The organism is Prevotella sp. tf2-5 (genome assembly GCF_900115435.1).
Lineage (GTDB): Bacteria > Bacteroidota > Bacteroidia > Bacteroidales > Bacteroidaceae > Prevotella.
The window spans coordinates 102,317-125,820 of record NZ_FOWK01000001.1 but is presented as its reverse complement, the minus strand read 5'-3'; the positions used below and the strand labels follow the sequence as shown (position 1 = coordinate 125,820).

At 46.6% G+C, this 23,504-nt stretch carries 23 protein-coding genes; 22 read left to right on the top strand and 1 reads right to left on the bottom strand.

Annotated elements, in window-relative coordinates; genetic code table 11:
* Positions 1 to 15 precede the first annotated feature (15 nt).
* From BM257_RS00585 to BM257_RS00520, 14 genes are all read left to right on the top strand, one after another.
* Positions 16 to 687: a hypothetical protein gene (locus BM257_RS00585; protein WP_143096692.1), complete on the top strand. Its 672-nt coding sequence runs from the start codon at positions 16 to 18 to the stop codon at positions 685 to 687.
* Positions 688 to 693: 6 nt separating this feature from the next.
* The gene (gene yidD / locus BM257_RS00580; RefSeq protein WP_092067196.1) at positions 694 to 1,119 is read left to right on the top strand and encodes a membrane protein insertion efficiency factor YidD; all 426 of its coding nucleotides are present in this window, start codon (positions 694 to 696) and stop codon (positions 1,117 to 1,119) included.
* A 25-nt stretch (positions 1,120 to 1,144) separates the two neighbouring features.
* Complete coding sequence (locus tag BM257_RS00575; protein WP_177215960.1) at positions 1,145 to 2,392, top strand: SPFH domain-containing protein; 1,248 nt, start codon at positions 1,145 to 1,147, stop codon at positions 2,390 to 2,392.
* A gap of 5 nt (positions 2,393 to 2,397) precedes the next feature.
* The gene (locus BM257_RS00570) at positions 2,398 to 3,120 is read left to right on the top strand and encodes a hypothetical protein (RefSeq protein WP_092067192.1); all 723 of its coding nucleotides are present in this window, start codon (positions 2,398 to 2,400) and stop codon (positions 3,118 to 3,120) included.
* A gap of 13 nt (positions 3,121 to 3,133) precedes the next feature.
* Positions 3,134 to 3,739 (top strand): tetratricopeptide repeat protein, encoded by a 606-nt coding sequence (locus BM257_RS00565; RefSeq protein ID WP_092067190.1) that lies wholly within the window; start codon positions 3,134 to 3,136, stop codon positions 3,737 to 3,739.
* A 30-nt stretch (positions 3,740 to 3,769) separates the two neighbouring features.
* The gene (locus tag BM257_RS00560; protein ID WP_092067188.1) at positions 3,770 to 4,093 is read left to right on the top strand and encodes a DUF3467 domain-containing protein; all 324 of its coding nucleotides are present in this window, start codon (positions 3,770 to 3,772) and stop codon (positions 4,091 to 4,093) included.
* Between the two features lie 193 nt (positions 4,094 to 4,286).
* A complete protein-coding gene (gene rpsL, locus BM257_RS00555) occupies positions 4,287 to 4,667 on the top strand; it encodes a 30S ribosomal protein S12 (RefSeq protein ID WP_092067186.1) in 381 nt (126 codons plus the stop codon).
* Between the two features lie 178 nt (positions 4,668 to 4,845).
* Complete coding sequence (rpsG, locus tag BM257_RS00550) at positions 4,846 to 5,322, top strand: 30S ribosomal protein S7 (RefSeq protein WP_092067184.1); 477 nt, start codon at positions 4,846 to 4,848, stop codon at positions 5,320 to 5,322.
* Between the two features lie 39 nt (positions 5,323 to 5,361).
* Complete coding sequence (gene fusA, locus BM257_RS00545; RefSeq protein WP_092067182.1) at positions 5,362 to 7,491, top strand: elongation factor G; 2,130 nt, start codon at positions 5,362 to 5,364, stop codon at positions 7,489 to 7,491.
* Between the two features lie 122 nt (positions 7,492 to 7,613).
* Positions 7,614 to 7,919: a 30S ribosomal protein S10 gene (rpsJ, locus tag BM257_RS00540; RefSeq protein ID WP_072290385.1), complete on the top strand. Its 306-nt coding sequence runs from the start codon at positions 7,614 to 7,616 to the stop codon at positions 7,917 to 7,919.
* Positions 7,920 to 8,049: 130 nt separating this feature from the next.
* Positions 8,050 to 9,840: an ABC transporter ATP-binding protein gene (locus BM257_RS00535; protein WP_092067180.1), complete on the top strand. Its 1,791-nt coding sequence runs from the start codon at positions 8,050 to 8,052 to the stop codon at positions 9,838 to 9,840.
* Positions 9,841 to 9,849: 9 nt separating this feature from the next.
* Positions 9,850 to 10,275 carry a PepSY-like domain-containing protein gene (locus BM257_RS00530; protein ID WP_092067178.1) on the top strand — a complete coding sequence of 142 codons (426 nt, stop codon included), beginning with the start codon at positions 9,850 to 9,852 and terminating at the stop codon, positions 10,273 to 10,275.
* Positions 10,276 to 10,297: 22 nt separating this feature from the next.
* Positions 10,298 to 10,939 (top strand): cytidylate kinase-like family protein, encoded by a 642-nt coding sequence (locus tag BM257_RS00525; RefSeq protein ID WP_092067176.1) that lies wholly within the window; start codon positions 10,298 to 10,300, stop codon positions 10,937 to 10,939.
* Positions 10,940 to 10,951: 12 nt separating this feature from the next.
* Positions 10,952 to 11,572, top strand: coding sequence for a cytidylate kinase-like family protein (locus BM257_RS00520; protein WP_092067174.1), 621 nt, complete (start codon positions 10,952 to 10,954; stop codon positions 11,570 to 11,572).
* 21 nt (positions 11,573 to 11,593) lie between these two features.
* Here the strand turns inward: BM257_RS00520 and BM257_RS00515 are convergent, their stop codons facing one another.
* On the bottom strand, positions 11,594 to 12,517 hold the full coding sequence (locus tag BM257_RS00515; protein ID WP_218154487.1) for a bile acid:sodium symporter family protein: 924 nt from the start codon (positions 12,515 to 12,517) through the stop codon (positions 11,594 to 11,596).
* A 204-nt stretch (positions 12,518 to 12,721) separates the two neighbouring features.
* On the opposite strand from BM257_RS00515, the gene BM257_RS00510 reads away from it, so the two are divergent.
* From BM257_RS00510 to rplV, 8 genes are all read left to right on the top strand, one after another.
* A complete protein-coding gene (locus BM257_RS00510) occupies positions 12,722 to 17,248 on the top strand; it encodes a C10 family peptidase (protein ID WP_092067170.1) in 4,527 nt (1,508 codons plus the stop codon).
* 29 nt (positions 17,249 to 17,277) lie between these two features.
* Positions 17,278 to 20,034, top strand: a complete 2,757-nt coding sequence (locus tag BM257_RS00505; RefSeq protein WP_143096690.1) for a hypothetical protein — start codon at positions 17,278 to 17,280, stop codon at positions 20,032 to 20,034.
* A gap of 268 nt (positions 20,035 to 20,302) precedes the next feature.
* Positions 20,303 to 20,917, top strand: a complete 615-nt coding sequence (gene rplC / locus BM257_RS00500) for a 50S ribosomal protein L3 (RefSeq protein WP_092067166.1) — start codon at positions 20,303 to 20,305, stop codon at positions 20,915 to 20,917.
* A 3-nt stretch (positions 20,918 to 20,920) separates the two neighbouring features.
* Positions 20,921 to 21,550, top strand: a complete 630-nt coding sequence (rplD, locus tag BM257_RS00495) for a 50S ribosomal protein L4 (RefSeq protein ID WP_092067164.1) — start codon at positions 20,921 to 20,923, stop codon at positions 21,548 to 21,550.
* A gap of 18 nt (positions 21,551 to 21,568) precedes the next feature.
* Positions 21,569 to 21,928, top strand: coding sequence for a 50S ribosomal protein L23 (gene rplW, locus BM257_RS00490; protein WP_092067162.1), 360 nt, complete (start codon positions 21,569 to 21,571; stop codon positions 21,926 to 21,928).
* A gap of 6 nt (positions 21,929 to 21,934) precedes the next feature.
* Positions 21,935 to 22,762, top strand: a complete 828-nt coding sequence (rplB, locus tag BM257_RS00485; RefSeq protein ID WP_092067160.1) for a 50S ribosomal protein L2 — start codon at positions 21,935 to 21,937, stop codon at positions 22,760 to 22,762.
* Positions 22,763 to 22,786: 24 nt separating this feature from the next.
* A complete protein-coding gene (gene rpsS / locus BM257_RS00480) occupies positions 22,787 to 23,053 on the top strand; it encodes a 30S ribosomal protein S19 (protein WP_092067158.1) in 267 nt (88 codons plus the stop codon).
* A 48-nt stretch (positions 23,054 to 23,101) separates the two neighbouring features.
* Complete coding sequence (rplV, locus tag BM257_RS00475; protein WP_092067156.1) at positions 23,102 to 23,503, top strand: 50S ribosomal protein L22; 402 nt, start codon at positions 23,102 to 23,104, stop codon at positions 23,501 to 23,503.
* Position 23,504: the final 1 nt, after the last annotated feature.

The following is a 23,504-nucleotide window of genomic DNA, read 5'->3' as shown; positions in this document are numbered from 1 at the left end:
TAAAAACTTAATATTATGGGTATTATTATTATTTTAATTATCATTGCACTGGTTGTACTGTGGTTGATGAGAGACCCTGCATGGTTGCGTGAAATCTACAAGAAAAAGAGTCCCGAGCAGAAAGCCGTCATTCGCTATTTCCTTCGTGAAGGTTGTCTGGCCCGTACGATGAAGGATGAGGAGTACGATGCGATTATTGAAAGATTAGCCAACTCACAGGATTTCAAGAAGAATGCCCTGAATAAGTTTGGCCTTGATGAAGACCAGGTGCAGGAAATACCTCCCGTACATTTCGAGGGCTACGTATTCAACCGTGAGAAAGCCTATGTCAAGAAAGGAAAAGACGATCTGTACCGTAGTTCGCTTTATCAGATTACATGGATTCTTTTCAGTGACACACAGGTTTATTTCTACCAGTATACCTTCAATACGGACGAGAATACCAAGAGTGAGACTGCCGACGAATACTTCTACAAAGATATCACCAACTTCTCTCATGCTACGACTACTGACGAGTATACGTACTATGACAAGAATGGTAAGAAGCAAATTGGTAACGTCGAGAATACGAAGTTCCAGATTACAGTTCCTGGCGACAAGATGTGGGCAGCCATGAAGCAGTGCGAGGAGAATGAGAACGTGGTGAAGGCCATGAAGAACAAGCTCCGCGAGAAGAAAGGTGTATAATCCTATATGACGGCAGAAGAAAAGGAGGTAAGGCAGTATTGTTTGCAACGGCCTTTGCAGAGACCGTTAACCAATTGGGGTTCTGCTTTGTGCCAAGTTGCTGTCTACGTATCAGTATCTGTCATTACATTCCTTTTGCTTCGCTATATTACCAGACTTCTGAAGTGGGACTTGATGGAGAGTCCCACTTCTATAGCCTGGATTCTCCTGTTGATAGTGTTGCTCGACGGCCGTAGGATAGGTGTCCTGTTGGTTCGACTGTATCAGCATTACGCATCAGAATCCATGCGTCGCAGATGTGTCTGCAAGCCCACGTGTTCGGAGTATGCACTGTTGGCTCTTGACAAATATTGCTGGCCTCGTGCCTTGTACAAAATACTCTACCGGCTGCGCTATGGCTGTCAGGGACACTATCATATCGATTATCCGTAAACGAAAAAACTTAAAACTTCATATTATGGGATGGTTTGGAATTACAACGGACAGAGATCCAAATGAGGCTGCCTATAATGGTGGTCAGAAGCATTTCAGGGACGTTATCCAGAACGAGTCTGGAGAAGACCTGATATACTATATGGACCCTCGTGTTGACTTCAATACGAAATCGACACTGATTGTCCATCCAGGTGAGATGGCGATTTTCGAGAATAATGGTCGTATCAGCGATGTGTTTGAGGAGGGACGCTATGTCATGGAGAATGACAACCTGCCCATTATAGGTCGTTTGCGTAATATGTTCACAGGTGGGGTCAGTTCGTTCAGTTGTCGTGTACACTATTTCCGCAAGGCTGACTCCGCAGAGATTAAGTGGGGGACCCGTTCACCCATCGACATTGAGGATAATATCTACAACCAGGAGGCCAAACTTGGTGTCAGAGGGGCCTATAAGGTGTATATTGACGACCCTGCCGTACTACTGAAACGCTTGTTGACCAGTAATACAGGTATTACGACACAGGAAGACCTCAACCAATACTGGCGTTCGGAATTCATCTCGATTATCACCAGTAAACTGACTCGTGCGCTGAAGAGCTATCAGGGAAGTCTTATTGATGCCAAGAATGATCCCTACGGTATCTCACAGGACATGAAGCCCGCCATTGACGATGCTATCAGCGACTACGGTGTCAAGTTGCGTAAGTTCGTGATTGAGGCAATTGACTTCGTGGACGACTTCATCGAGCGTATCCGTGCCAATAAGGATATCCGTCGTGACAAGCAGTTGAATGCTTTGGGCAACAAGGACGAGGTGAATATCCTTGGTCAGGATTGGGGACGTGTTCAGGCACGTGACATCCTGAGTGATCTGGCTAATAATCCTGGTTCTGGCGGAGAAATGGCTGCCGCAGGTGCTGGTCTGGGTATGGGACTCGGTGCAGGCAGTGCCTTCGCAGGCATGGCAGGTCAGATGTTCCAGCCGATGCAGGGACAACAGCAAGGACAACCGGCACAGGGAGTAACGCCGCCGCCCGTTCAGCAGGTCCAGTATTTCATTTATGTCAATAACCAACAGGTGGGTCCGATAGATATGAATCAACTCCCGCAGTACGTACAGAGCGGACAGTTGACACCGGACACACTGGTATGGAAGCAGGGAATGGCCCAATGGGCAGCGGCCAAGACGACGGAACTGGCCCAGTTGTTTGCCCAGGCAACGCCTCCCCCAGTGCCCCCCGTACCTCCTACCGTTCCACCAACAACGTAAGCACCATGAACAAGAAGACGTTTATACTGATTCTGTTGTTCTCGCTATTCCTGATAGCGTTCAACATCCTGTATTTTATATATATAGATTTCAAGGGAGCCAATTCGGCCACATGGATTAGCTATGGCTTTATACATCTCTCGTATATCGTGTTCATACTGTCTATCTTTCTGATAAAGAAAAGCAAGGCGGATAACTCCTATGATATTGCTACTGCCTTCGTCACGTGGAAGTATTTCTGTACGGCCTATGCCGTTGGTGTGGGCTGTATCTTCAAGACAACATTGGTACCTCAGGGGCTGTCTTTTGCCATCCGTGACCTGCAGGAACCGTTTTGGCCCCTGCTTACTCAGACGATTATCGCTGTCACGTTTATAGCGTGGTGGTTGGCTTCGCTATGGGCTAATGAGGTAACGGCTGAATCCATGGCCCGACAAGAGCAGGACCATCAGTTTATAAAGAACGGCTCGTTGATGCTGAATGGTATTGTTTGCAATACATCTGATGAGAAAATTCGTCGTGTTGTTGAGCGTTGCTATGATGTGATGAGCAGCAGTCCCGAGCGCAGTCATGCCAGCGTACAGCAGTTGGAGCAAAAGATATTGGATGCCATTGGTGATATGGAGCGTGCCAGCAGGAATGGCAACACTGAAGGACTGACCCGGTTGGCTGATGATGTGACAGGAATGTTACGAGACCGTAACCGTATCTTACAAATGAATCATTAATTATACCAAGATTATGAGTGCAGAAGTAATTAACTTGAAATGTGGCGGATGTGGCAGCCCTGTCAGTACAGGACAGAAGGTTTGTGAGTATTGTGGGGGACCTATAACGATATCCACGTTCAATAGTGTGTCGTCGATGCCTTTGCCTAAGCTCAACAAGTATGTCCGCAACTATGAGGAAGTGCTGAGAGAGCATCCAGACAATTCCGATGTCAATCGCTCCATAGCGTTTGTCTACCTAAAGTTGAAGAACTATGAGAAGGCGCGTGAGTATTTTGAGCGTGCCATGGAGGACGACTTTGACGATGCAGAGAACTACTTCTATGCGGCTGTTACTATACTGAAAGGGAAGAAGGCCTTTATGACCTCACGTGATGACATCAACAAGGCGGAGGAGTATATACAGGCAGCCATCAGTATCGAGCCGCGGGGCATCTTCTATTATTTCTGGGCATATATTCGCTATGACCATCATGCCCGTAAATTCTATAAGGTCACGCCTTCTTATACAGAGTTGGTAGAAGAGGCATTTAATGAAGGAGTGTCTGACAGTGATATAGAGGAATTGTTTGAGATATTGGGGCAGTCACGTCCAGAGCAACTTCCTCTCAACGGATAATGTCCAAATATACATTAATATAATATAGATATGGACAACAATGAGAAGAATCAACAGCAGGGACAACTGCAACTGGAACTGCCACAGGAGGTAGCACAAGGGGAGTATGCTAACTTCGCCATCATCTCACACTCCAGCAGTGACTTCGTCATCGACTTTGCTCGCGTGCTGCCGGGAGTGCCTAAGTCATCTGTGAGGAGTCGTGTGATACTGGCTCCCGAGCATGCGAAACGACTGCTTAACGCCTTGCAGGAGAACATCATGAGATACGAGCGGGAGTTTGGCACAATCAAGATTCCCAATCAGGAACCACGCACTATTTCTCCCTTCAATGTAGGACAAGGAGAGGCATAATCGTGGTTAATAATTCTTAAAACACTTATTTTATGTTAAATTTCATGAAATAAGTGTTTTTTCGCGTCTTATGGATTAGGTGTTTTGCCGAAAAGTTAGTACCTTTGCAGCCCAAAAGCGACCTGTAAGTAGGGCGCAGTGTGTCAAATAGAACATATACATAATAATATAATAATTTAAAAATCAAACAATTATGCCTACAATTTCACAATTGGTAAGAAAAGGCAGAAAGGAGCTCGTAGACAAGAGCAAATCACCCGCGCTGGACGCATGTCCTCAGCGCCGAGGAGTTTGCGTTCGTGTTTATACGACAACCCCGAAGAAGCCTAATTCGGCTATGCGTAAGGTAGCCCGTGTTCGTTTGACCAACCAGAAGGAGGTCAACAGTTACATTCCCGGAGAGGGACACAACTTGCAGGAGCACAGTATCGTACTGGTGCGTGGCGGTCGTGTAAAAGACCTTCCCGGTGTACGTTATCACATCGTACGTGGTACATTGGATACCGCTGGTGTGGCAAGCCGTACTCAGCGTCGCTCGAAGTATGGTGCTAAGCGTCCAAAGGCTAAGAAATAATAACCGGAGAGGGTTATAAGCCGAAAGGACGAGCTCTCCTAGTCGAGAGTATTAAAGTTTAAAGTTAAAACTGTTTTGCTGGAGAATTGTTACGAAACAGGTTGAGTAAATGCTCATGTGAGAGCGTTGAAGATCAAGAAAGGACAGCCCCAGGCAGACAACAAAACAAAAACAAAAAATGAGAAAAGCAAAACCAAAGAAGCGTGTGATCCTGCCAGATCCAGTCTTCAACGACACTAAGGTGTCAAAGTTTGTGAACCATCTGATGTACGATGGAAAGAAGTCAGTCTCTTATGAGATTTTCTACAATGCGCTCGAGGCTGTGAAGGCCAAGATGAAGGACGATGAGAAGTCAGCTCTGGAAATCTGGAAGCAGGCTTTGGACAACATCACCCCACAGGTGGAGGTGAAGAGCCGCCGTATCGGTGGTGCTACTTTCCAGGTTCCTACAGAGATCCGTCCCGACCGTAAGGAAAGTATCTCTATGAAGAATATGATTGCGTTTGCCCGCAAGCGCAGTGGTAAATCTATGGCTGACAAACTGGCTGCCGAGATTATGGATGCTTTCAACAATCAGGGTGGTGCCTTCAAGCGTAAGGAAGATATGCACCGTATGGCTGAGGCTAACCGTGCATTCGCTCACTTCAGATTCTAATTAGATAGGTAAAAGGATTCATTAAGAAGGAAAAGAAAAATGGCAAATCGCGATTTACATTTGACCCGCAATATCGGTATTATGGCGCACATCGATGCCGGTAAGACCACCACGTCAGAGCGTATCCTGTTCTATACAGGTAAGACGCACAAGATTGGTGAGGTACACGACGGTGCTGCTACCATGGACTGGATGGCTCAGGAGCAGGAGCGCGGTATTACGATTACCTCTGCTGCCACTACCTGTAACTGGAAATGGAACGGCAAGGAATTCAAAATCAACCTGATTGACACTCCGGGACACGTTGACTTCACTGCTGAGGTGGAGCGCTCCCTGCGTGTACTTGACGGTGCCGTAGCCACTTACTCTGCTGCTGATGGTGTACAGCCTCAGTCTGAGACGGTATGGCGTCAGGCAGATAAGTATAACGTACCCCGTATCGGTTACGTGAACAAGATGGACCGTTCTGGTGCCGACTTCTTCGAGACGGTACAGCAGATGCGTGACATCCTGGGCGCTAATCCTGTTGTTATCCAGGTGCCTATCGGTGCTGAGGAGAACTTCAAGGGTGTCGTTGACCTGATTAAGATGAAGGCTATCCTGTGGCATGATGAGACCATGGGCGCCGAATATGATGTTGAGGAGATTCCTGCAGACTTGAAGGATGAGTGTGACGAGTGGCGTAACAAACTGCTCGAGGCTGCCGCTGAGTATGATGAGCCTCTGATGGAGAAATATTTCGATGATCCAGACTCTATCACAGAGGAGGAGATTATCGCCGCTATCCGTAAGGGTACCATCTCCATGGCCTGCACACCTATGATCTGCGGTTCTTCGTATAAGAACAAGGGTGTACAGCCTCTGCTCGACTATGTTTGTGCTTTCCTGCCTGCTCCCGTTGACGTGGAGATGGTGATGGGTACCAATCCCAACACAGAGGAAGAGGAAGGCCGCAAGCCCAGCGAGGAAGAGCCTACAGCAGCTCTTGCCTTTAAGATTGCCACTGACCCCTACATGGGTCGTCTGGTATTCTTCCGCGTCTACTCTGGTAGCGTGAAGGCAGGTTCTTATGTCTACAACCCACGTTCCGGCAAGAAAGAGCGTATCAGTCGTCTGTTCCAGATGAACTCCAACAAGGAGATTCCTATGGAGTCTATCGACGCAGGTGATATCGGTGCAGGCGTTGGTTTCAAGGATATTCGTACGGGTGACACCCTCTGTGATGAGGAGAAACCAATCGTATTGGAGTCTATGACCTTCCCCGATACCGTGATCTCTATTGCTGTCGAGCCGAAGTCTCAGGCTGATGTTGCCAAGCTTGACAACGGTCTTGCCAAGCTTGCTGAGGAAGACCCGACATTCACCGTCCGTACCGACGAGCAGAGTGGTCAGACCATTATCTCCGGTATGGGTGAGCTCCACCTCGATATCATCATCGACCGTCTGAAGCGTGAGTTCAAGGTTGAGTGTAACCAGGGTAAGCCTCAGGTGAACTACAAGGAGGCCATCACCAAGACTGTGATGGGCTATCGTGAGGTTTACAAGAAGCAGTCTGGTGGTCGCGGTAAGTTCGCTGACATCATCGTTAACGTTGGTCCTGTGGATGACGATTGGAACATCAAGGAGAACGGTGGCTTGCAGTTTGTCAACGAGGTGAAGGGTGGTAATATTCCTAAGGAGTTTATCCCCTCTATTCAGAAGGGCTTTGAGGCTGCCATGAAGAACGGTATCCTCGGTGGCTATCCTGTTGACTCCCTGAAGGTTGTTGTTGTGGATGGTTCGTTCCACCCCGTTGACTCTGACCAGCTGTCCTTCGAGATTGCTGCCCAAATGGCTTACAAGGCAGTCTGCGCTCAGGCTAAGCCAGTGCTGATGGAGCCTATCATGAAACTCGAGGTTGTTACTCCTGAGGAGAACATGGGTGATGTGATCGGTGACTTGAACAAGCGTCGTGGTCAGGTCGAGGGTATGGACGAGGCTCGCAGTGGCGCCCGTGTCGTCAAGGCAATGGTTCCCCTGTCAGAGATGTTCGGTTATGTAACCGCCCTGCGTACCATCACCTCTGGTCGCGCTACTAGCTCTATGGAGTACGATCACCACGCTCCTCTGTCTTCTGCTCTTGCAAAGGCAGTGCTTGAGGAGGTTAAGGGACGTGCCGACCTGGTATAAGCGCTTTGCGCAATGCAAAAATGTAACAGTTATAAAATTGGGGTCTGCCGTTGAGCAAATGACTCTTTAGCGACGACCCCATTTTACATTTTTTAAAATATATAATTTTTAAATTTTTCAAAATGAGTCAGAAAATTCGTATCAAGCTGAAGAGCTACGACCACAAACTCGTAGACAAGTCAGCAGAGAAGATCGTGAAGGCTGTGAAGGCTACCGGTGCTATCATCAGCGGTCCTATCCCCCTTCCCACACACAAGCGTATCTACACGGTCAACCGCTCTACCTTCGTTAACAAGAAGTCTCGTGAGCAGTTCCAACTCTCAGACTACAAGCGTCTGATTGACATCTACAGCTCTACTGCAAAGACTGTTGATGCCCTGATGAAACTTGAACTTCCCAGCGGTGTTGAGGTAGAGATCAAAGTGTAATTATATTATACTCTGTATAGAGAAGGATGTGCCTGGCACATCCTTTTTTGTTTTTATAGCAATTCTTTTGTTATTTCAAAAAGAATAATTATCTTTGCATGCAGAAGATCTGAGCATCATAAAGAATCAGATGAGCATAGGAGCACTTTTGAAACATATCTTACGCTATGTGAGACCGTATCGCAGGCTGGTCATTGTCACTTTGTTGTTGACTCTGATAGGCTCTTTATTGGCGCAGGTGAATGCTATTGTGCTTGATCGTTCCGTGGATGCCATCAATATCTTGGATCAGCAACCTACACTCTCCTGGAGCAGTGCAAGGACAATTCTGTTGATCATTAGTGCTGTGTTACTGGGTAAGGAGGTTCTTGCCACTATTGTCAATTTCTTCCGACGCTATTATGGGGAGCGTATGCGTATCCTTGTCAGTAGAGACCTGTATCTTCAGGTGGTCAGACATATCCTCACTTATCGGATGGCATTCTATACTACGTCAGGTAATGAGGCAGGCAGGTTACAGTCGCGTATCGACAATGGCGTGACAAGTCTCAGCCGAGCGGTGAACCTCTTCTTTATTGATATCCTGCCACTCTTCACCAGTGCTATCATTGCCTTGATTTTGATGTTTGTCGCCAATTTCTATGTCGGGTTGGTGGCATTGTGTATCGTCCCCATCTACTTCTATGTCACCTATATCCAGGCAGAGCGTATGAGGGCAGGACGACGTGGTATCTTTGACGGACAACAAGCCGTCAGCCAGAATATTCTGAATATCATTGAAAGTATCACGGTCATTAAATCGTTTAACCGTGAAGAAATAGAGAGTCAGCGACAGGCTGGTGTGCAGAATAAAGTGACTAACCTGCAGTTGAGCACCCGTAAACAGAGTTATTTCTATACAGGATTAAAGGGATTCCTGGAACAGATAGGTACTGTACTTGTCATCATCCTGACGGCTTTTTTTGTTCTTGTTGACTATCCGGGGATGACAATCGGTAAAATTATGTACCATGTCATGCTCTTTGCCAATGTCAGTGCACCGATTCGTCAATTGCATCGTATCTATGACGACCTGAATGATGCACTGGTCTATTCTGAGGGTCTCTTTGATCTGCTGGAAGGTGAGGAGGATGTGGAAGAGTCAGGTGACTATCGCCCTGCCGAGGTTACTGGGTGTTTTGAGTTGCAGCATGTAGACTTTACCTATCCGAATGGAGTGAAGGCGCTACACGATGTGTCAATGCGCATAGAACCAGGAAAGATTACCGCCTTGGTAGGTGTGAGTGGTGCTGGTAAGAGCACAGTAGTCAACTTGCTAGATAAATTCTATCGTGTAGACAGTGGGATGATTTGTCTTGATGGTGTACCCCTTGACCAGTGGGATACTCATTGGCTGCGCGAACATGTCGGATTGGTGATGCAGAGGAACCATATCTTTGATGGTACTATTGAGGAGAATATCAAATATGGCAATCCGCAAGCTTCCCATGACGATGTGGTTGATGCGGCTCGTAAGGCATTCCTCTACGACCAGGTGATGGCAATGCCTGATGGCTTTGAGAGCAGTGCCCTGCGTCTTAGCGGCGGTCAGCAGCAGCGTGTAGCCATTGCTCGTATGTTTATTAAGAATCCGTCGATTATTATCCTCGACGAGCCGACGGCGAGCCTGGATGCTATTGCCACAGAGCAGATCAAGGCAAGTATTGATGCAATCAAGGAAGGACGTACGGTGATTGTCATTTCTCATAATATCGGACAAATTGTCGATGCAGACCAATTGTATATGTTGGAGCAGGGACGAGTGGTAGAGAGTGGAAAACCTGATGAGGTCTACAAACAAGGAGGACGTTACAAGGAGATATTCGATGCCAGTGCCCGTAGTATGAATGCTGACAGAATAGCAGATGTGTTGGACCAGTGATGTGAAAAAATGAGAAAGAGAATATGGACAGCGGTACTCTGGTGCCTGACGATGTTGCTGGTGACGGCTTGTGTGGATGGTAAAATCCCTCCTCACTCGGAGGCTTTTATCAATCAGTATTTCCCTCACTCGTCAGTCGTTCTTGTAGAGATGGATAATGACGATGATGACGAATTGGAATACAGTGTGTTGCTTAATGACGGTACGAAGATTGAATTCGACCTACAGGGGCATTGGAAAAGGGTAGGACGCAAAAAGACAGGTGTTCCCTCTTCCCTTATCCCTCCTGCTATCAACCAGTATGTGAGGATTCATTTTCCTGAGGATGTCGTTACGAAACTCAGCAAGAAGCCGTATGGCTTCAAAATAGAACTCTCCAACGATATGGACGTACGCTTCAATCCGAAAGGGCAGTTCATGGAGAAGATAGATTGACAGATAAAAAACAACAGATTATATGAACAAAAACGAGAAATTTGTAATTACCATCAATCGCGAACTAGGTAGCGGTGGTCGTACGGTAGGTGAAAAATTAGCCGAACGTCTGGGTGTTTCATTCTATGATAAAGCCCTTATCAAGGCTTTGGAAGAGAAATACCATCTCACGGTGGAGGAGATAGAGAAATTGAAAGGGCAAAAGAACAACTGGTGGTCGGATTTTAAACGAGTGGTCTCTGTTGGAGGCGCCTTGCACCAATCTGCCTATTATCAAGTGCCTGTCGGTAGTAAGTCAGAGCTGTTGACAACAGCGGATTTGTTCCATGCCGAGACAGAAATCCTGGAGGGTATTGCAGAAAATGAGTCATGTGTCATTGCGGGTCGTTGTGGATTCTTCGTATTCCGTAATCATCCTAACCATCTGAGTATTCTTATTCTGGCTCCCTTAGAGTATCGTATCCAGCGTGTGATGAAGAAAAAAGGACTGTCTCATGAGGATGCGGAAAAAATCATTAGACAGGTAGACAGGATGCGTGAGAACTATGTCACTAAATATACAAATTCCTCGCGTTATGATGCTCGTAACTATAATTTAGTCATCTCCTCAGATGAAAGGACAGAGGATGAGATTGCTGATCTTATCGTCAGGTATATTGGGTAATCTTTGTATGACATGAACAAGGACGAAAAGTTTATTATCACCATCAACCGTGAGTTGGGTAGTGGTGGCAGGACTGTTGGACGCAAACTTGCCGAGCAGTTGGGTGTGAAGTATTACGACAAAGCTATCATCCAGGGGCTGACCGAGAAATATGGGCTGACAGCTGAAGAGATAGAACAGTTGAAGGCTCAGGAGAAACCGTCATGGTGGGGCGAGTTGCAGGAACGTTGTAAATCGTTGCTGAGTTCCAACCGTCAGGAGAAGCCCTCTACCAGTGCGATGTTTGAGACAGAACGGAAGATATTGGAAAGACTAGCTCATGAGGAGTCCTGTGTGGTGGCTGGTAGAAGTGGTTTTCTGATTTTCCGTGACTATCCCAATAGCTTGAATGTGTTTATCCAGGCATCCACCGAATATCGTATTGAGCGTTTGATGAAGAAACAGGGGATAACCTATGCTGCCGCTCTCGATACTCTCGACATGGTGGATGAGGGACGTGAGACATATTTGAAGAAATATAGTGACCGCTCTCGGTACGATACGCGTAACTATGATATAATGCTCTCAATGGATGGTATGACGGAGGATGATGCCGTAGCCGTCATCATGGAGTATGTCAACAGAAAGAGATAATCGATGAAGGGATGACAATAGTCATCTCTTCTTTTTGTATAAGTAAGCTACTGCTGCACCAGAGATGTTATGCCATACGCTGAAAATGGCACCAGGGATGGTGGCGAGGGGGTAAGCAGCAAAGTGGATTGTTGCCAGACTGCTTGCCAGTCCTGAGTTTTGCATGCCTACCTCAATGGATATAGCTCTCTTCTTGGCTTCTGACAGACCGAGTAGTCGCCCGAGCAGATACCCGAAAGCTAGTCCACAGAGGTTATGAAGTGCCACCACCACGATAATCAGTAGTCCTCCAGCAAGAAGCTTTTCGGCGTTTGCAGAAATGACAATGGCAACGATGAGGGCGATGACTACGGAGGAGAATGCAGGTAGATAGTCTGTTACTTTCTCAGTGAATCTTGGCAATAACGTCTTCACAACAAGACCGATAATGATGGGTAGGATGACTACCCAGAGGATACTAAGAAACATGCTTGTCACATCAACATGAATGTTTTTTCCTGCCAATACCCATGTCAGCAAGGGGGTGAGTAGGGGAGCGAGTAGGGTTGAGACACCTGTCATCCCCACAGAAAGGGCAAGATCGCCTTTTGCCAGATAGGTGATGACGTTAGAGGCAGTACCGCCTGGGCAACACCCAACTAGGACGACGCCAAGTGCCAGCGCCTCGTCAAGTGAGAAGAGCCTTGCCAGTCCCCATGCCAATAATGGCATGATGGTAAATTGTGCCAGACAACCGGTGATGACATCTTTGGGACGGCTGAACACGATGCGGAAGTCTTGTAGGTTCAGTGTCAGCCCCATTCCGAACATGACTATTCCCAACATATAGTTGATGACAGTGGGACGTACATGCTGAAGTGCATCGGGAAAAGTCAGTGCCAGCAAGGCAGTTACTAATACCAGCACCCCCATATATTCCGATATGTAATGACAGATCTTTTTTATTTGAATCATAGTGCAAATGTAATCATTTTTATTGAATACGACAAATAATTAATGATATTTACCGAAAAAACGGCACCCATAAGAACATGTATGAGGCTGGCATTTTGTTCTTTTTAACAATATAGGAGATGGAAAAATAAAAAATATATGTATCTTTGCAATATTTAATAACTAAACTAAAATTGTACGAAAACAGGAGGTCTTATGAGGAAATTGTTACTTGTGCTGATAATAGTGTGTCTGTATAGTATGGCAATTGGCGCTGAGCCTGTCGGAAGACAACGTGCACAGCAGATTGCGGCTCAGTTCTTGAGTAAAATATCAATCTCACACAGGGCGCCATCTGCTTCGGAGATGCAGGCAGAGGCAGTATTTAACGAAAAGAATGGTATGGGTATGCCTTATCTTTATGTCGTTCATGCGTCAGAAGATAAGGGCTTCGTGATCGTCAGCGGTGATGACCGCTTTGCTGAGGTATTAGGTTATAGTGACAGTGGCTCGTTTGATGAGAACCTGTTGCCTGACAATATGAAGGCATGGTTGCAAGGCTATATTGAGGAGATGAAGGAGCTGGATGCCAGAGGCTATGCTCCGATAATGACCTCCCGCCGTGCGGCAACGTCATGGCCAGTCATCAAGCCAATGACTACGACGAAGTGGTTCCAGGGGGCTCCATATAATGATTTGCTGCCTACGAATGAGGTCATCGGACACTATCTTGCTGGCTGTATGACGATAGCTACAGCACAGTTGGTGAACTACTGGGCACAAAAGACAGGGAAACCTGCTAAGACAATGAAACCTGTTCCTGCCTATACTACAGAGACATTAAAGATTGCTATAGAGGAATTGCCTGTCACCGAGTTCGACTGGACGAAGATGCGGAATGCGTATGATGAGACATCTGTTGAAGCCGATAAGGCTGAAGTGGCAAAACTCATCAAGTATTGTGCCTATGCCAACCAATCGGACTTCACACCCCTTGTGACTGGCGGAAGGAGTCTCACGATTCCCGAGACACTGATCGAGTATTTTGGGTTCGATAAGACGGCGAATCTTCAGCTCCATGAATTGTATTCACATGATGACTGGACGGCAATGATCTACAACGAACTGAAGAATCAGCGACCTGTCATCTATGGCGCGTCAACGACTGGAATATCGACAGCGGGACATGCCTTTATTATCGACGGTTATGATGGTGATGAGATGTTTCATATCAATTTCGGATGGGGTGGAAAAAATGATGGCTATTACAAACTATCCGTCATGGACTATCATAATAAGGATAACAAGGACGCTCCCGTCTCACCCTCCAGTTTTACCACCGGTCAGGCAGCAGTTTTTGGCGCACAGATAGGTGTCAGCACTCCGGCGGAAATGTTGTTTAGCACCTTAACATGGGGCGTAATGGTAACCGATAATACTGTTACTGCCAATTACACAAATTTAATGGGTATGCTGAACACGTTCGAGATTGGGTTGGCATATCTGGACGAGAATGGTACCCTTGAGACCATTGTCACGAGGGAAGAGGAAATACCTGTAGGTTTTGTGTTTAAGGAAATCTCCTGTACCGTGCAGCCTACAGACAAAGCACAGGGGACATATAAGATAGTGCCTATCAGCAGGATCAAAGGAAAGACCCAGTGGACTGTCGAGAAGCAACATTATGTCTTGGCAACGTTTGATGGTACTAACGTAAAACTGACGGTGTCTGCCCCACAGTTGGAAGCCGTCGACTTCCAGGCTATCGGTTCGAAGAAGGCAACGTTAGACCAGGACATCAGTTTTGTGCTTAGGAACAAAGGCTCAGAATTCCTCAGTAATGTATATCTGTTTGCCAGTACGACGGAAGAAAAAGGAAAAGTACGCTCACATTGTGCCGTAACAGTGGTGGAGAACGGCAGCCAGCAGGTAGTGCTGCCTTTCAATCCTGACGTGGCAGGGAAGTGGAATGTTTGGGTTGCCACTGATGAGGCTGGTTCCAATGTTATAGGCTCTGCGACATTTGATATCGCGGAATTCAGCAATCCTGTTGTCTTTTTCATAGCTACCAATAAGCCTGCTTCGGTGGAAGACCTAAAGGCAACAATAGGAACTGAACCGATAGAATCCGGAGCTGCTGTTGAACTTAAGTCGATGCTGACGATTACGGCAGCTGAGGCACCTAACTACCATATAGAATGGTATCTCAACAGCAAGAAATTAGATGCCGTCGGCAATGTCATCTCACAAACGGTACTGAACGACTATCAGATTGAGGCCCGCTATGTGGAGAACTTCAAGTTCATTTTCGAGGGAACGCCTTTCGTGAAGTATGCCGATGCGAATGGTGTTATCTATATGGGCCCGAATTTCTATTGCCATAAGTTTGATAAACTGCGTGCTTTTGGCTATTCCGTGGCAGATTTTACTGGAAGTAATGGTAAGACTTACTTGGTAGACAACGCTCCGGACGCCATTCTTGTCGTGAAGGATACGTTGACCGCTGATGTCGTAATGAAACCCAACTACGTGTTGAACCAGTGTGACCTCGGTGATGTTACCGTGATGCCGCTATGGGACTTTGACAAGCCAGACAGTGTAGCCCGCTTTGATAACTATCAGGGAAAATGCTGTTTCACGAAACCGACATGGTTTGATTCTAACTATATCGATCTGAACATGTCGTGCGATGCCACCAATGGATGGATAGACAATGTGCGAGGCAAACAAAAGGGTTATGCCGATGTGGGAGCAGGAACGAAATTCATACTGCCAGCCCGCTACGGTACCATCTATCGTATGACAACGAAGGAGGAACTCTCTGCCACCACGATAGCCGACAGTACCAGTGCCAGCTTCAGGAAATCGACAGATGCCGCAGGCAACCAGGTGGCTACCTTATTCTATCGCGGGTCAGACAAAGACTCCATCCAGATTGTGGTGGGCGAAGATATTCAGCTGGTATCCATCTCTGCCTCCTATCCGGGTGGTGATAATGTGCTGACGTGGTTGCCGGATACGACGGCGACCGCCAAGGATGAACTTGTTACGGTGGAGAAGACTGGCGAGGCAGGAGGACTGCTCTATGACCTGTCCGACCTGACCATCAATGGCGGATTGAAGGTAGTGGCTGGAACGCATCGTGATAGTTGCTCCGTACAGATAGAAGTCCCCAATGAGAAGGATGAGAACAAATACCTGTCGGCGACCTTCCAGATGGATGACGGGTTCTCCTTCGCCCTTAAGAGACTGCTCACACAGATGGTACTAGAGGGAGCCGACAAGTCGGCTAATGTGGAGATCGTCCTCTCCGACGAGTTCGGTACTGAGTTGAAGTCAAAAGTCTATGAGCATCTTCAGACAGATGTCGTGTTCACTGATACGTTGGAGAACCTGGGGAAGACCAAGGAACTGCACATGGAGGGTAAGATCACGCTGAAGATATATGTCTATGGTGCGGCAGACTATTACCGTCTGTACATGCCTATCACGTGTTCCGTAGAGATCTGTGAGGTCATGCGGTTCCCGGAGGGTTACAACTATGCCACTTACAAGGCGAAGAGCGAGATAGACAATGACGGTGCGGCACTGTTGAGCGTCGATGCCTACGAGTTGGTAGGTGTTGATGACGAACATGACTATGTTATCTTGAATCCCATAGAGGAAATTCCGATGGGTGATGTTCTTGTTATTCATTCAGATGTGGCGGGTGCTGTGCATCATATCCCGTTGACAAGAGCCGATGATGCTTATGTGCGTGGCAATAATAGGTTATGGGTTTCCGATGGAACCGTCAAAGGTGGTAAGGATATCTATCGCTTCAGTAAGGAAGGTGACGAGTATGTGTTCCGTTCATCCTCTGCTGATGTGACGTTGCCCCGTGGCGAGATTTATATGAGGTTTCATAGCACAACAAAGAAAGAAGTGTTTTATCTCAATGAGAAATCTGTTCCACCACAGACACCTGAGCTCGTTTTCCATGAGAATGAAGACAACAATCCTCTTATAGAACAGTATAGAGGTAGAACGATTAAGAAAGTAGTTCTTGACGGACATAAGTTATATAAGAATCATATGTGGAACACCATTTGCCTGCCCTTCGACATCATTGGTGAGAACATTGATTCAAGCCCGTTGCAAGGGGCGGAAATCCATGAGATGGATCTGACCGACAGTAAAGATTATAAAGCCCCGACAGGCTATGATTTGGAAAGTGGCGTCGTGACGCTCAACTTCAAGTCTGTGCATGCCATAGAACCAGGCAAACCCTATTTCCTGGAATGGAGGACTACGTCGTCAAGTGAGATTGTCAATCCTGAGTTTGACAATGTCACCATCAAGACGACGGAAGCCGCTGAGATGGCTATAACCAGCAACGATGGCAAGGTGCAGTTTGTGGGCACTTATGATCCTGTGATGCTCACAGGCAACAATGCTTCTAATCTTTATGTGGGTACTGATGACAATATCCATGTTCCGACGGAACATCAAGAGGTCGGTGCTTTTAATGGCTACTTCCTCATCGACTTGGGTAATGGTCTTGGAATACCTGGAAGCAATCCACTCAATAAGATCCTGTTGAATATCGCCGGAGGGGGTGACGTGCTTCGTGTCATCACCATTACCGTGCCCCATAATCTTCAGGATGATGTATGGTATGATCTGCAGGGAAGGAAGTATGTTGACAAACCCACGCAGCAAGGCATCTATATCCTGAAAGGTAAGAAGATATTGATAAAATAGATTCATAATAATTAATAAGACCTATGAAAATGAGAAAATCTATAATACTATTTGTCTTATGGCTGTGTGGTATGACCGTCATGGCTGATGTCACCGTCACTTTCAAGGTTACTAACAAGCCTTCCTCTCTTGTGGACCTTGTCGTGACAACAGACGGAACTCCTATTTCATCGGGCGCGACCGTTGCAGACAACGCAATAGTCAAGTTCACAGCCGCTGTGGACAGGGCCTGGCATGTGGAATGGTATATGAACGAGACGAAGGTGGAGAATGACTTCAATAACGTGTTGGAGGTGAAGGCTGTTGCCGATTGTGCCATTGAGGCTCGTTATATAGAGAACTACAAGTTCATTTTTGAAGGCACGCCCCATGTGAAATATGCAGCTCCGAATGGTGTTATTTATTTGGGACCAAATTTCTATTGCCATAAGTTTGAGAAACTGCGCGCCTTCGGCTATACCGTCTCGTCCTTTAAGGGTAGTAACGGCAAGACCTATCAAGTGGACCGGTCGAAGAATCCTAACCTGATTGTGAAGGACATACTGACAGCCGACGTGGTGATGACTCCCAATTACGTGTTGAACGAGTCGGACTTCGGCGATGCCACCGTAGCACCGGTATGGGACTTCGACAAACCGGACAGTGTCGCACTGTTCCGAAATTTCCAAGGGAGGTGCTGTTTTGTAAAACCGACTTTCTTTGACTCTAACTTCATTGACTTGAATATGTCGTGTGACGCTACCTATGGTTGGATTGATAATGAGAACAATAAGGACTTAGGCTATGCCGACGTGGGAGCGGGAACGAAGTTCACTCTCCCTGCTCGCTATGGCACCATCTACCGCATGGTGACTAAAGACGCATTGAGTGCTACTACTATCGCCGATAGTACTAGTACACAGTACACGACGACACAAGATAAGGAAGGCAACTATGTGTCGACTTTACTTTATTATGTATCAGACAAGGACTCTATCCAGATTGATATCAAAGAGGATATTAAGCTTGTATCCATCTCTGCCTCTTATCCTGGAAGTGACAATTTCATGACCTGGATGCCTGATACCGCAACCGTCAAGGATGAACTTGTGACGGTACAGAAACCCGAAGGGGCAGGTAGTCTGCTTTATGATGTCTCCGACCTGACGGTCAACGGCGGACTGAACGTGGTGGCAGGAGAACCCCTGGACAGCCTCTCTGCACAGATAGAGGTACCAGACGAATTTGATGCAAATAAATATGTGTCTGTGAGTTTCCGGATGGCTGAGGGCTTCTCGTATCTGCATGGCAAAGCTTTATTGAGCATGCGCCTCTACGGTATCAAGACATCTACCAAGGTTCAGCTGGTGATGTCTGACACGAAAGGCCACGAGCTGAAGTCGAGACTCTATGACTATAACAACCTGGCTGACAGTGTACTACTCGACACACTATCCAATGTGAAACCAGAGGCGGTCTATATGGAGGGACTGGTTACGCTGAAGGTCTATGTCTATGGCGATGCGGACTATTATCGTTTGTGCATGGGTACCCAGTCGATAGGTGAAGTGTGCGAGATATTGCGCTTCCCCGAGGGCTATACTTTCACGCCCCATAAGGCGAAGAGTGAACTCGACTTCGACGGTTTGGGCCTGTTGACCATTGATGCCCATGAAGTGCTGGGTGTGAATGAAGACACAGAAAGAATCATTCTGAGTTCCATAGAGGAGGTGCCGATGGGGGATATCATCCTCTTGCATACCGACAATGCTGGTGCCACTTATCATATCCCGCTGACGAGGGCTGACGATGCCTATATACCCGAGAACAATAAATTGAGGGTGTCTGACGGTAAGGTTATGGGTGGTCCGGACATCTATCGTTTCACGAAGGAAGGTGACATCTATGTGTTCAGGAACTCGTTACCGACCGATATCTTGCCCAACGGAGAAATCTATATGAAGTACCATAGTGCCTACAAGAGGGAAGTGTTCTACCTGAGCGATGCGGATGTGCCTCCAAAGGTAACGGAGCTTGTCTTTAAGGAGATGGAGGACAATAGTTCGCAGATAGAGCAGTACAAGGGTAGAACCATCAAGAAAGTAGTGCTCGATGGACATAAATTGTATAAGAATCATAAGTGGAACACTATTTGTTTGCCTTTTGACATTATTAGTGAATCTATCAGTTCAACTCCACTTGATGGGGCAGTCCTCTATGAACTGGATGTGGTTGACAAGGTTGACTATACTACTCCGACTGGCTATGATGCAGAAAGTGGTGTAGTGACTCTTAACTTTAAGACAGCACATGTCATAGAACCTGGTAAGCCTTATTTCCTGGAATGGGAGACTACGGCGTCAAGTGAGATTGTCAATCCTGAGTTTGACAATGTCACCATCAAGACGACGGAAGCCGCTGAGATGGCTATAACCAGTAACGATGGCAAGGTGCAGTTTGTGGGCACTTATGATCCTGTGATGCTCACAGGCAATAATGCTTCTAATCTTTATGTGGGTACTGATGACAATATCCATGTTCCGACAGAACATCATGAGGTCGGTGCTTTCAATGGCTACTTCCTCGTCGACTTGGGTAATGGTCTTGGAATACCGGGAAGCAATCCGCTCAATAAGATCCTGCTGAATATCGCCGGAGGGGGTGACGTGCTTCGTGTCATCACCATTACCGTGCCCCATAATCTTCAGAATGATGTATGGTATGATTTGCAGGGAAGAAAGTATGTTGACAAACCCACGCAGCACGGCATGTATATTATGAACGGAAAGAAGATACTTCTTAAATAAAGGTTGAAAAAGATAAAAAATCTTAAATAATGTTATGAGGTACGTAAATAGTGTTGCGTACCTCATTTATTATGTGTACCTTTGCAGCCGCTAAAGTGCGTATTGCGCTGGCTCGACGGCTAACAATACCTTGAGAAAGAGCGATTTACCTTCAGTTTAGAAGAAGTGATGAGTTCTTTTTGAGTGTATTTGCGGGCTAGAGAAAAGCGAGATGACACTTAAAAAGAAAAAGAATATATTCACATTATTATTTAAATTTTAAACTGAAATGCCAGGATTAATTGGAAGAAAAATCGGAATGACATCCGTTTTCAGTGCCGACGGTAAAAATGTACCGTGCACTGTTATCGAAGCTGGTCCTTGTGTTGTTACTCAGGTAAAGACCGTCGAGAAAGACGGTTATGCCGCCCTTCAGTTAGCTTATGGTGAGAAGAAAGAAAAGAATACTACCAAGGCTATGCAGGGTATTTTCAAGAAGGCGGGTACAACACCAAAGGCCCACTTGGCCGAGTTCAAGTTTGACGAGGAGCATAACCTCGGTGACACCATCACAGTGGAGCTTTTCAACGACACAGAGTTTGTTGATGTCGTTGGTACCTCAAAAGGTAAGGGTTTCCAGGGTGTTATGAAGCGTCACGGTTTTGGTGGTGTAGGTCAGGCTACACACGGTCAGGACGACCGCGCCCGTAAACCGGGATCTATCGGTGCTTGTTCTTATCCCGCCAAGGTGTTTAAGGGAATGCGCATGGGTGGCCAGATGGGTGGCGACCGCGTGACAACGCAGAACCTTCGTGTGTTAAAGGTTATACCAGAGCATAACCTCATCCTTGTGAAAGGTAGTTGCGCTGGTTGTAATGGTTCAACTGTTTTAATTCAGAAGTAAGCTATGGAAATTAACGTATTGAATATCAAAGGTCAGGAGACTGGAAGAAAGGTTACGTTGAACGAGTCTATCTTCGGAATTGAGCCTAACGACCATGTTATTTATCTTGACGTAAAGCGTTATCTTGCTGATCAGCGTCAGGGAACTGCTAAGGCAAAAGAGAGAAGTGAGCATGCTGGTTCAACCCGCAAGCTAGGTCGTCAGAAAGGTGGTGGCGGTGCTCGTCATGGTGATATTAACTCACCTCTGTTGCGTGGTGGTGGTCGCGTGTTTGGTCCACGTCCCCGTGACTATCGTTTTAAATTGAATAAGAAGGTGACTCTTCTTGCCCGCAAGTCAGCCCTCTCATATAAGGCTAAGGAAAATGCCATCATCATTGTTGAGGACTTTAATTTTGAGGCTCCAAAGACGAAGGACTTCTTGAGCATTGCCAAGAATCTCAACGTAGAGGGTAAGAAGTTACTCATGGTATTGCCTGAGTCAAATAAGAATGTATATTTGTCGGCTCGCAACTTGCAGCGCTCAGAGGTTATCCTTGCCGCATCACTCAATACTTACAAGGTTTTGAACGCTGATGTGATGGTGATTACCGAAAATTCGCTGAAGACTATCGACAGTGTATTAAACAAATAAAGATAGGAGACATAAGATATGGCATATATTATCAAGCCTCTGATTTCAGAGAAAATGAACAATATTACTGAGAAGTCTTCTACCGACAGGACTTTCAAAGCTAAGACCGGCGCTCATAAAGGTGAGATGGTGACCAAGAAGGCTCATGCCCAGTATGGTTTCATCGTTAAGCCAGAGGCAAATAAGCTGGAGATTAAGGCAGAGGTTGAGGCTCAGTATAATGTGACAGTTGAGAGTGTAAATACGCTTCGCTATGCTGGTAAACGCTCACAACGTTATACCAAGGCTGGTCTCGTGAGAGGTCAGAAGAATGCGTTCAAGAAAGCAATCGTTACTCTTAAGGAGGGCGATACCATTGATTTTTACAGCAATATTTAATAAGAAATGGCAGTACGTAAATTAAAACCCGTAACTCCGGGTCAAAGACACAAGATTATTGGCACGTTCGAGGATATTACTGCATCCGTGCCAGAGAAGTCTCTCGTTTACGGTAAGCGTTCTACCGGTGGTCGAAACAACACCGGTAAAATGACTGTCCGTTACATGGGCGGCGGTCACAAGAAGAAGTATCGTCTGATCGACTTCAAACGAGAGAAAGATGGTGTTCCAGCTGTAGTTAAGACAATCGAGTACGATCCGAATCGTTCGGCACGTATCGCATTGTTGTTCTACGCTGATGGTGAGAAACGTTATATCATTGCTCCTAATGGACTGCAGGTTGGTACGACCCTGATGTCTGGCTCGGAGGCAGCACCTGAGGTAGGTAATGCTCTCCCCCTTGCCAACATTCCTGTTGGTACCGTCATCCACAACATTGAGATGCGTCCCGGTCAGGGTGCCAAGCTCGTTCGTTCGGCAGGTAATTTCGCTCAGTTGACTTCTCGTGAGGGCAGCTATTGTGTAATTAAGCTTCCTTCTGGTGAGACTCGTCAGATTCTCTCTGCTTGTAAGGCTACTGTAGGTAGTGTAGGTAACTCAGATCACGCTTTGGAGCAGTCTGGTAAGGCTGGTCGCTCACGCTGGCTGGGTCGTCGTCCTCACAACCGTGGTGTTGTTATGAACCCGCATGATCACCCAATGGGTGGTGGTGAAGGACGTCAGTCTGGAGGACACCCACGCTCACGTAAGGGCTTGTATGCTAAGGGTCTTAAGACTCGTGCACCTAAGAAGCTTTCAAACAAGTACATTATTGAAAGAGCTAACAAGAAGTAATCACGAAGTTAATTAGAGAAAATTATGAGTCGTTCATTAAAAAAAGGCCCGTACATCAACGTATCACTCGAGAAAAAAATTCTCGCTATGAACGAGAGTGGTAAGAAGAATGTCGTTAAGACATGGGCAAGAGCTTCAATGATTTCCCCGGATTTCGTGGGACATACAGTTGCAGTTCACAATGGAAATAAATTCATCCCTGTTTACATTACCGAGAACATGGTAGGACACAAGCTCGGTGAGTTCTCTCCGACGCGTCGTTTCGGTGGTCATGCCGGAAACAAGAAGTAATCCCAGGGATAAGAATTAAGAATTAAGAATTAAGAATTAAGAATTATAATGGGAGCAAGAAAAAGATTAGCGGCTGAGAAAAGAAAGGCAGCCAATAAGACACAGAATTTTGCAAAGCTGAAAGGTGTTCCTTCTTCTCCACGCAAGATGCGTTATGTCGTTGACATGATCCGCGGCATGGAGGTTAACCGCGCTCTTGGCGTATTGAGATTCTCAAAGAAACATGCTGCAGCTGACGTAGAGAAGCTTCTCCGTTCAGCTATTGCTAACTGGGAGGCGAAGAATGACCGCAAGGCAGAAGACGGCGAATTGTATGTTAGCCGTGTCTTCGTTGACGAAGGTGTGACAATGAAACGTATGAGACCGGCACCTCAGGGTCGTGGCTATCGTATCCGTAAGCGTTCGAACCATGTGACTCTGTTTGTCGACGCTAAAACTAATGATAAGTAAG

Bases quoted from the DNA above. Each gene is read 5' to 3' on its own strand.
- BM257_RS00585 (WP_143096692.1), top strand. From the start codon at position 16: ATGGGTATTATTATTATTTTAATTATCATTGCACTGGTTGTACTGTGG.
- yidD (WP_092067196.1), top strand. From the start codon at position 694: ATGACGGCAGAAGAAAAGGAGGTAAGGCAGTATTGTTTGCAACGGCCT.
- BM257_RS00575 (WP_177215960.1), top strand. From the start codon at position 1,145: ATGGGATGGTTTGGAATTACAACGGACAGAGATCCAAATGAGGCTGCC.
- BM257_RS00570 (WP_092067192.1), top strand. From the start codon at position 2,398: ATGAACAAGAAGACGTTTATACTGATTCTGTTGTTCTCGCTATTCCTG.
- BM257_RS00565 (WP_092067190.1), top strand. From the start codon at position 3,134: ATGAGTGCAGAAGTAATTAACTTGAAATGTGGCGGATGTGGCAGCCCT.
- BM257_RS00560 (WP_092067188.1), top strand. From the start codon at position 3,770: ATGGACAACAATGAGAAGAATCAACAGCAGGGACAACTGCAACTGGAA.
- rpsL (WP_092067186.1), top strand. From the start codon at position 4,287: ATGCCTACAATTTCACAATTGGTAAGAAAAGGCAGAAAGGAGCTCGTA.
- rpsG (WP_092067184.1), top strand. From the start codon at position 4,846: ATGAGAAAAGCAAAACCAAAGAAGCGTGTGATCCTGCCAGATCCAGTC.
- fusA (WP_092067182.1), top strand. From the start codon at position 5,362: ATGGCAAATCGCGATTTACATTTGACCCGCAATATCGGTATTATGGCG.
- rpsJ (WP_072290385.1), top strand. From the start codon at position 7,614: ATGAGTCAGAAAATTCGTATCAAGCTGAAGAGCTACGACCACAAACTC.
- BM257_RS00535 (WP_092067180.1), top strand. From the start codon at position 8,050: ATGAGCATAGGAGCACTTTTGAAACATATCTTACGCTATGTGAGACCG.
- BM257_RS00530 (WP_092067178.1), top strand. From the start codon at position 9,850: ATGAGAAAGAGAATATGGACAGCGGTACTCTGGTGCCTGACGATGTTG.
- BM257_RS00525 (WP_092067176.1), top strand. From the start codon at position 10,298: ATGAACAAAAACGAGAAATTTGTAATTACCATCAATCGCGAACTAGGT.
- BM257_RS00520 (WP_092067174.1), top strand. From the start codon at position 10,952: ATGAACAAGGACGAAAAGTTTATTATCACCATCAACCGTGAGTTGGGT.
- BM257_RS00510 (WP_092067170.1), top strand. From the start codon at position 12,722: ATGAGGAAATTGTTACTTGTGCTGATAATAGTGTGTCTGTATAGTATG.
- BM257_RS00505 (WP_143096690.1), top strand. From the start codon at position 17,278: ATGAGAAAATCTATAATACTATTTGTCTTATGGCTGTGTGGTATGACC.
- rplC (WP_092067166.1), top strand. From the start codon at position 20,303: ATGCCAGGATTAATTGGAAGAAAAATCGGAATGACATCCGTTTTCAGT.
- rplD (WP_092067164.1), top strand. From the start codon at position 20,921: ATGGAAATTAACGTATTGAATATCAAAGGTCAGGAGACTGGAAGAAAG.
- rplW (WP_092067162.1), top strand. From the start codon at position 21,569: ATGGCATATATTATCAAGCCTCTGATTTCAGAGAAAATGAACAATATT.
- rplB (WP_092067160.1), top strand. From the start codon at position 21,935: ATGGCAGTACGTAAATTAAAACCCGTAACTCCGGGTCAAAGACACAAG.
- rpsS (WP_092067158.1), top strand. From the start codon at position 22,787: ATGAGTCGTTCATTAAAAAAAGGCCCGTACATCAACGTATCACTCGAG.
- rplV (WP_092067156.1), top strand. From the start codon at position 23,102: ATGGGAGCAAGAAAAAGATTAGCGGCTGAGAAAAGAAAGGCAGCCAAT.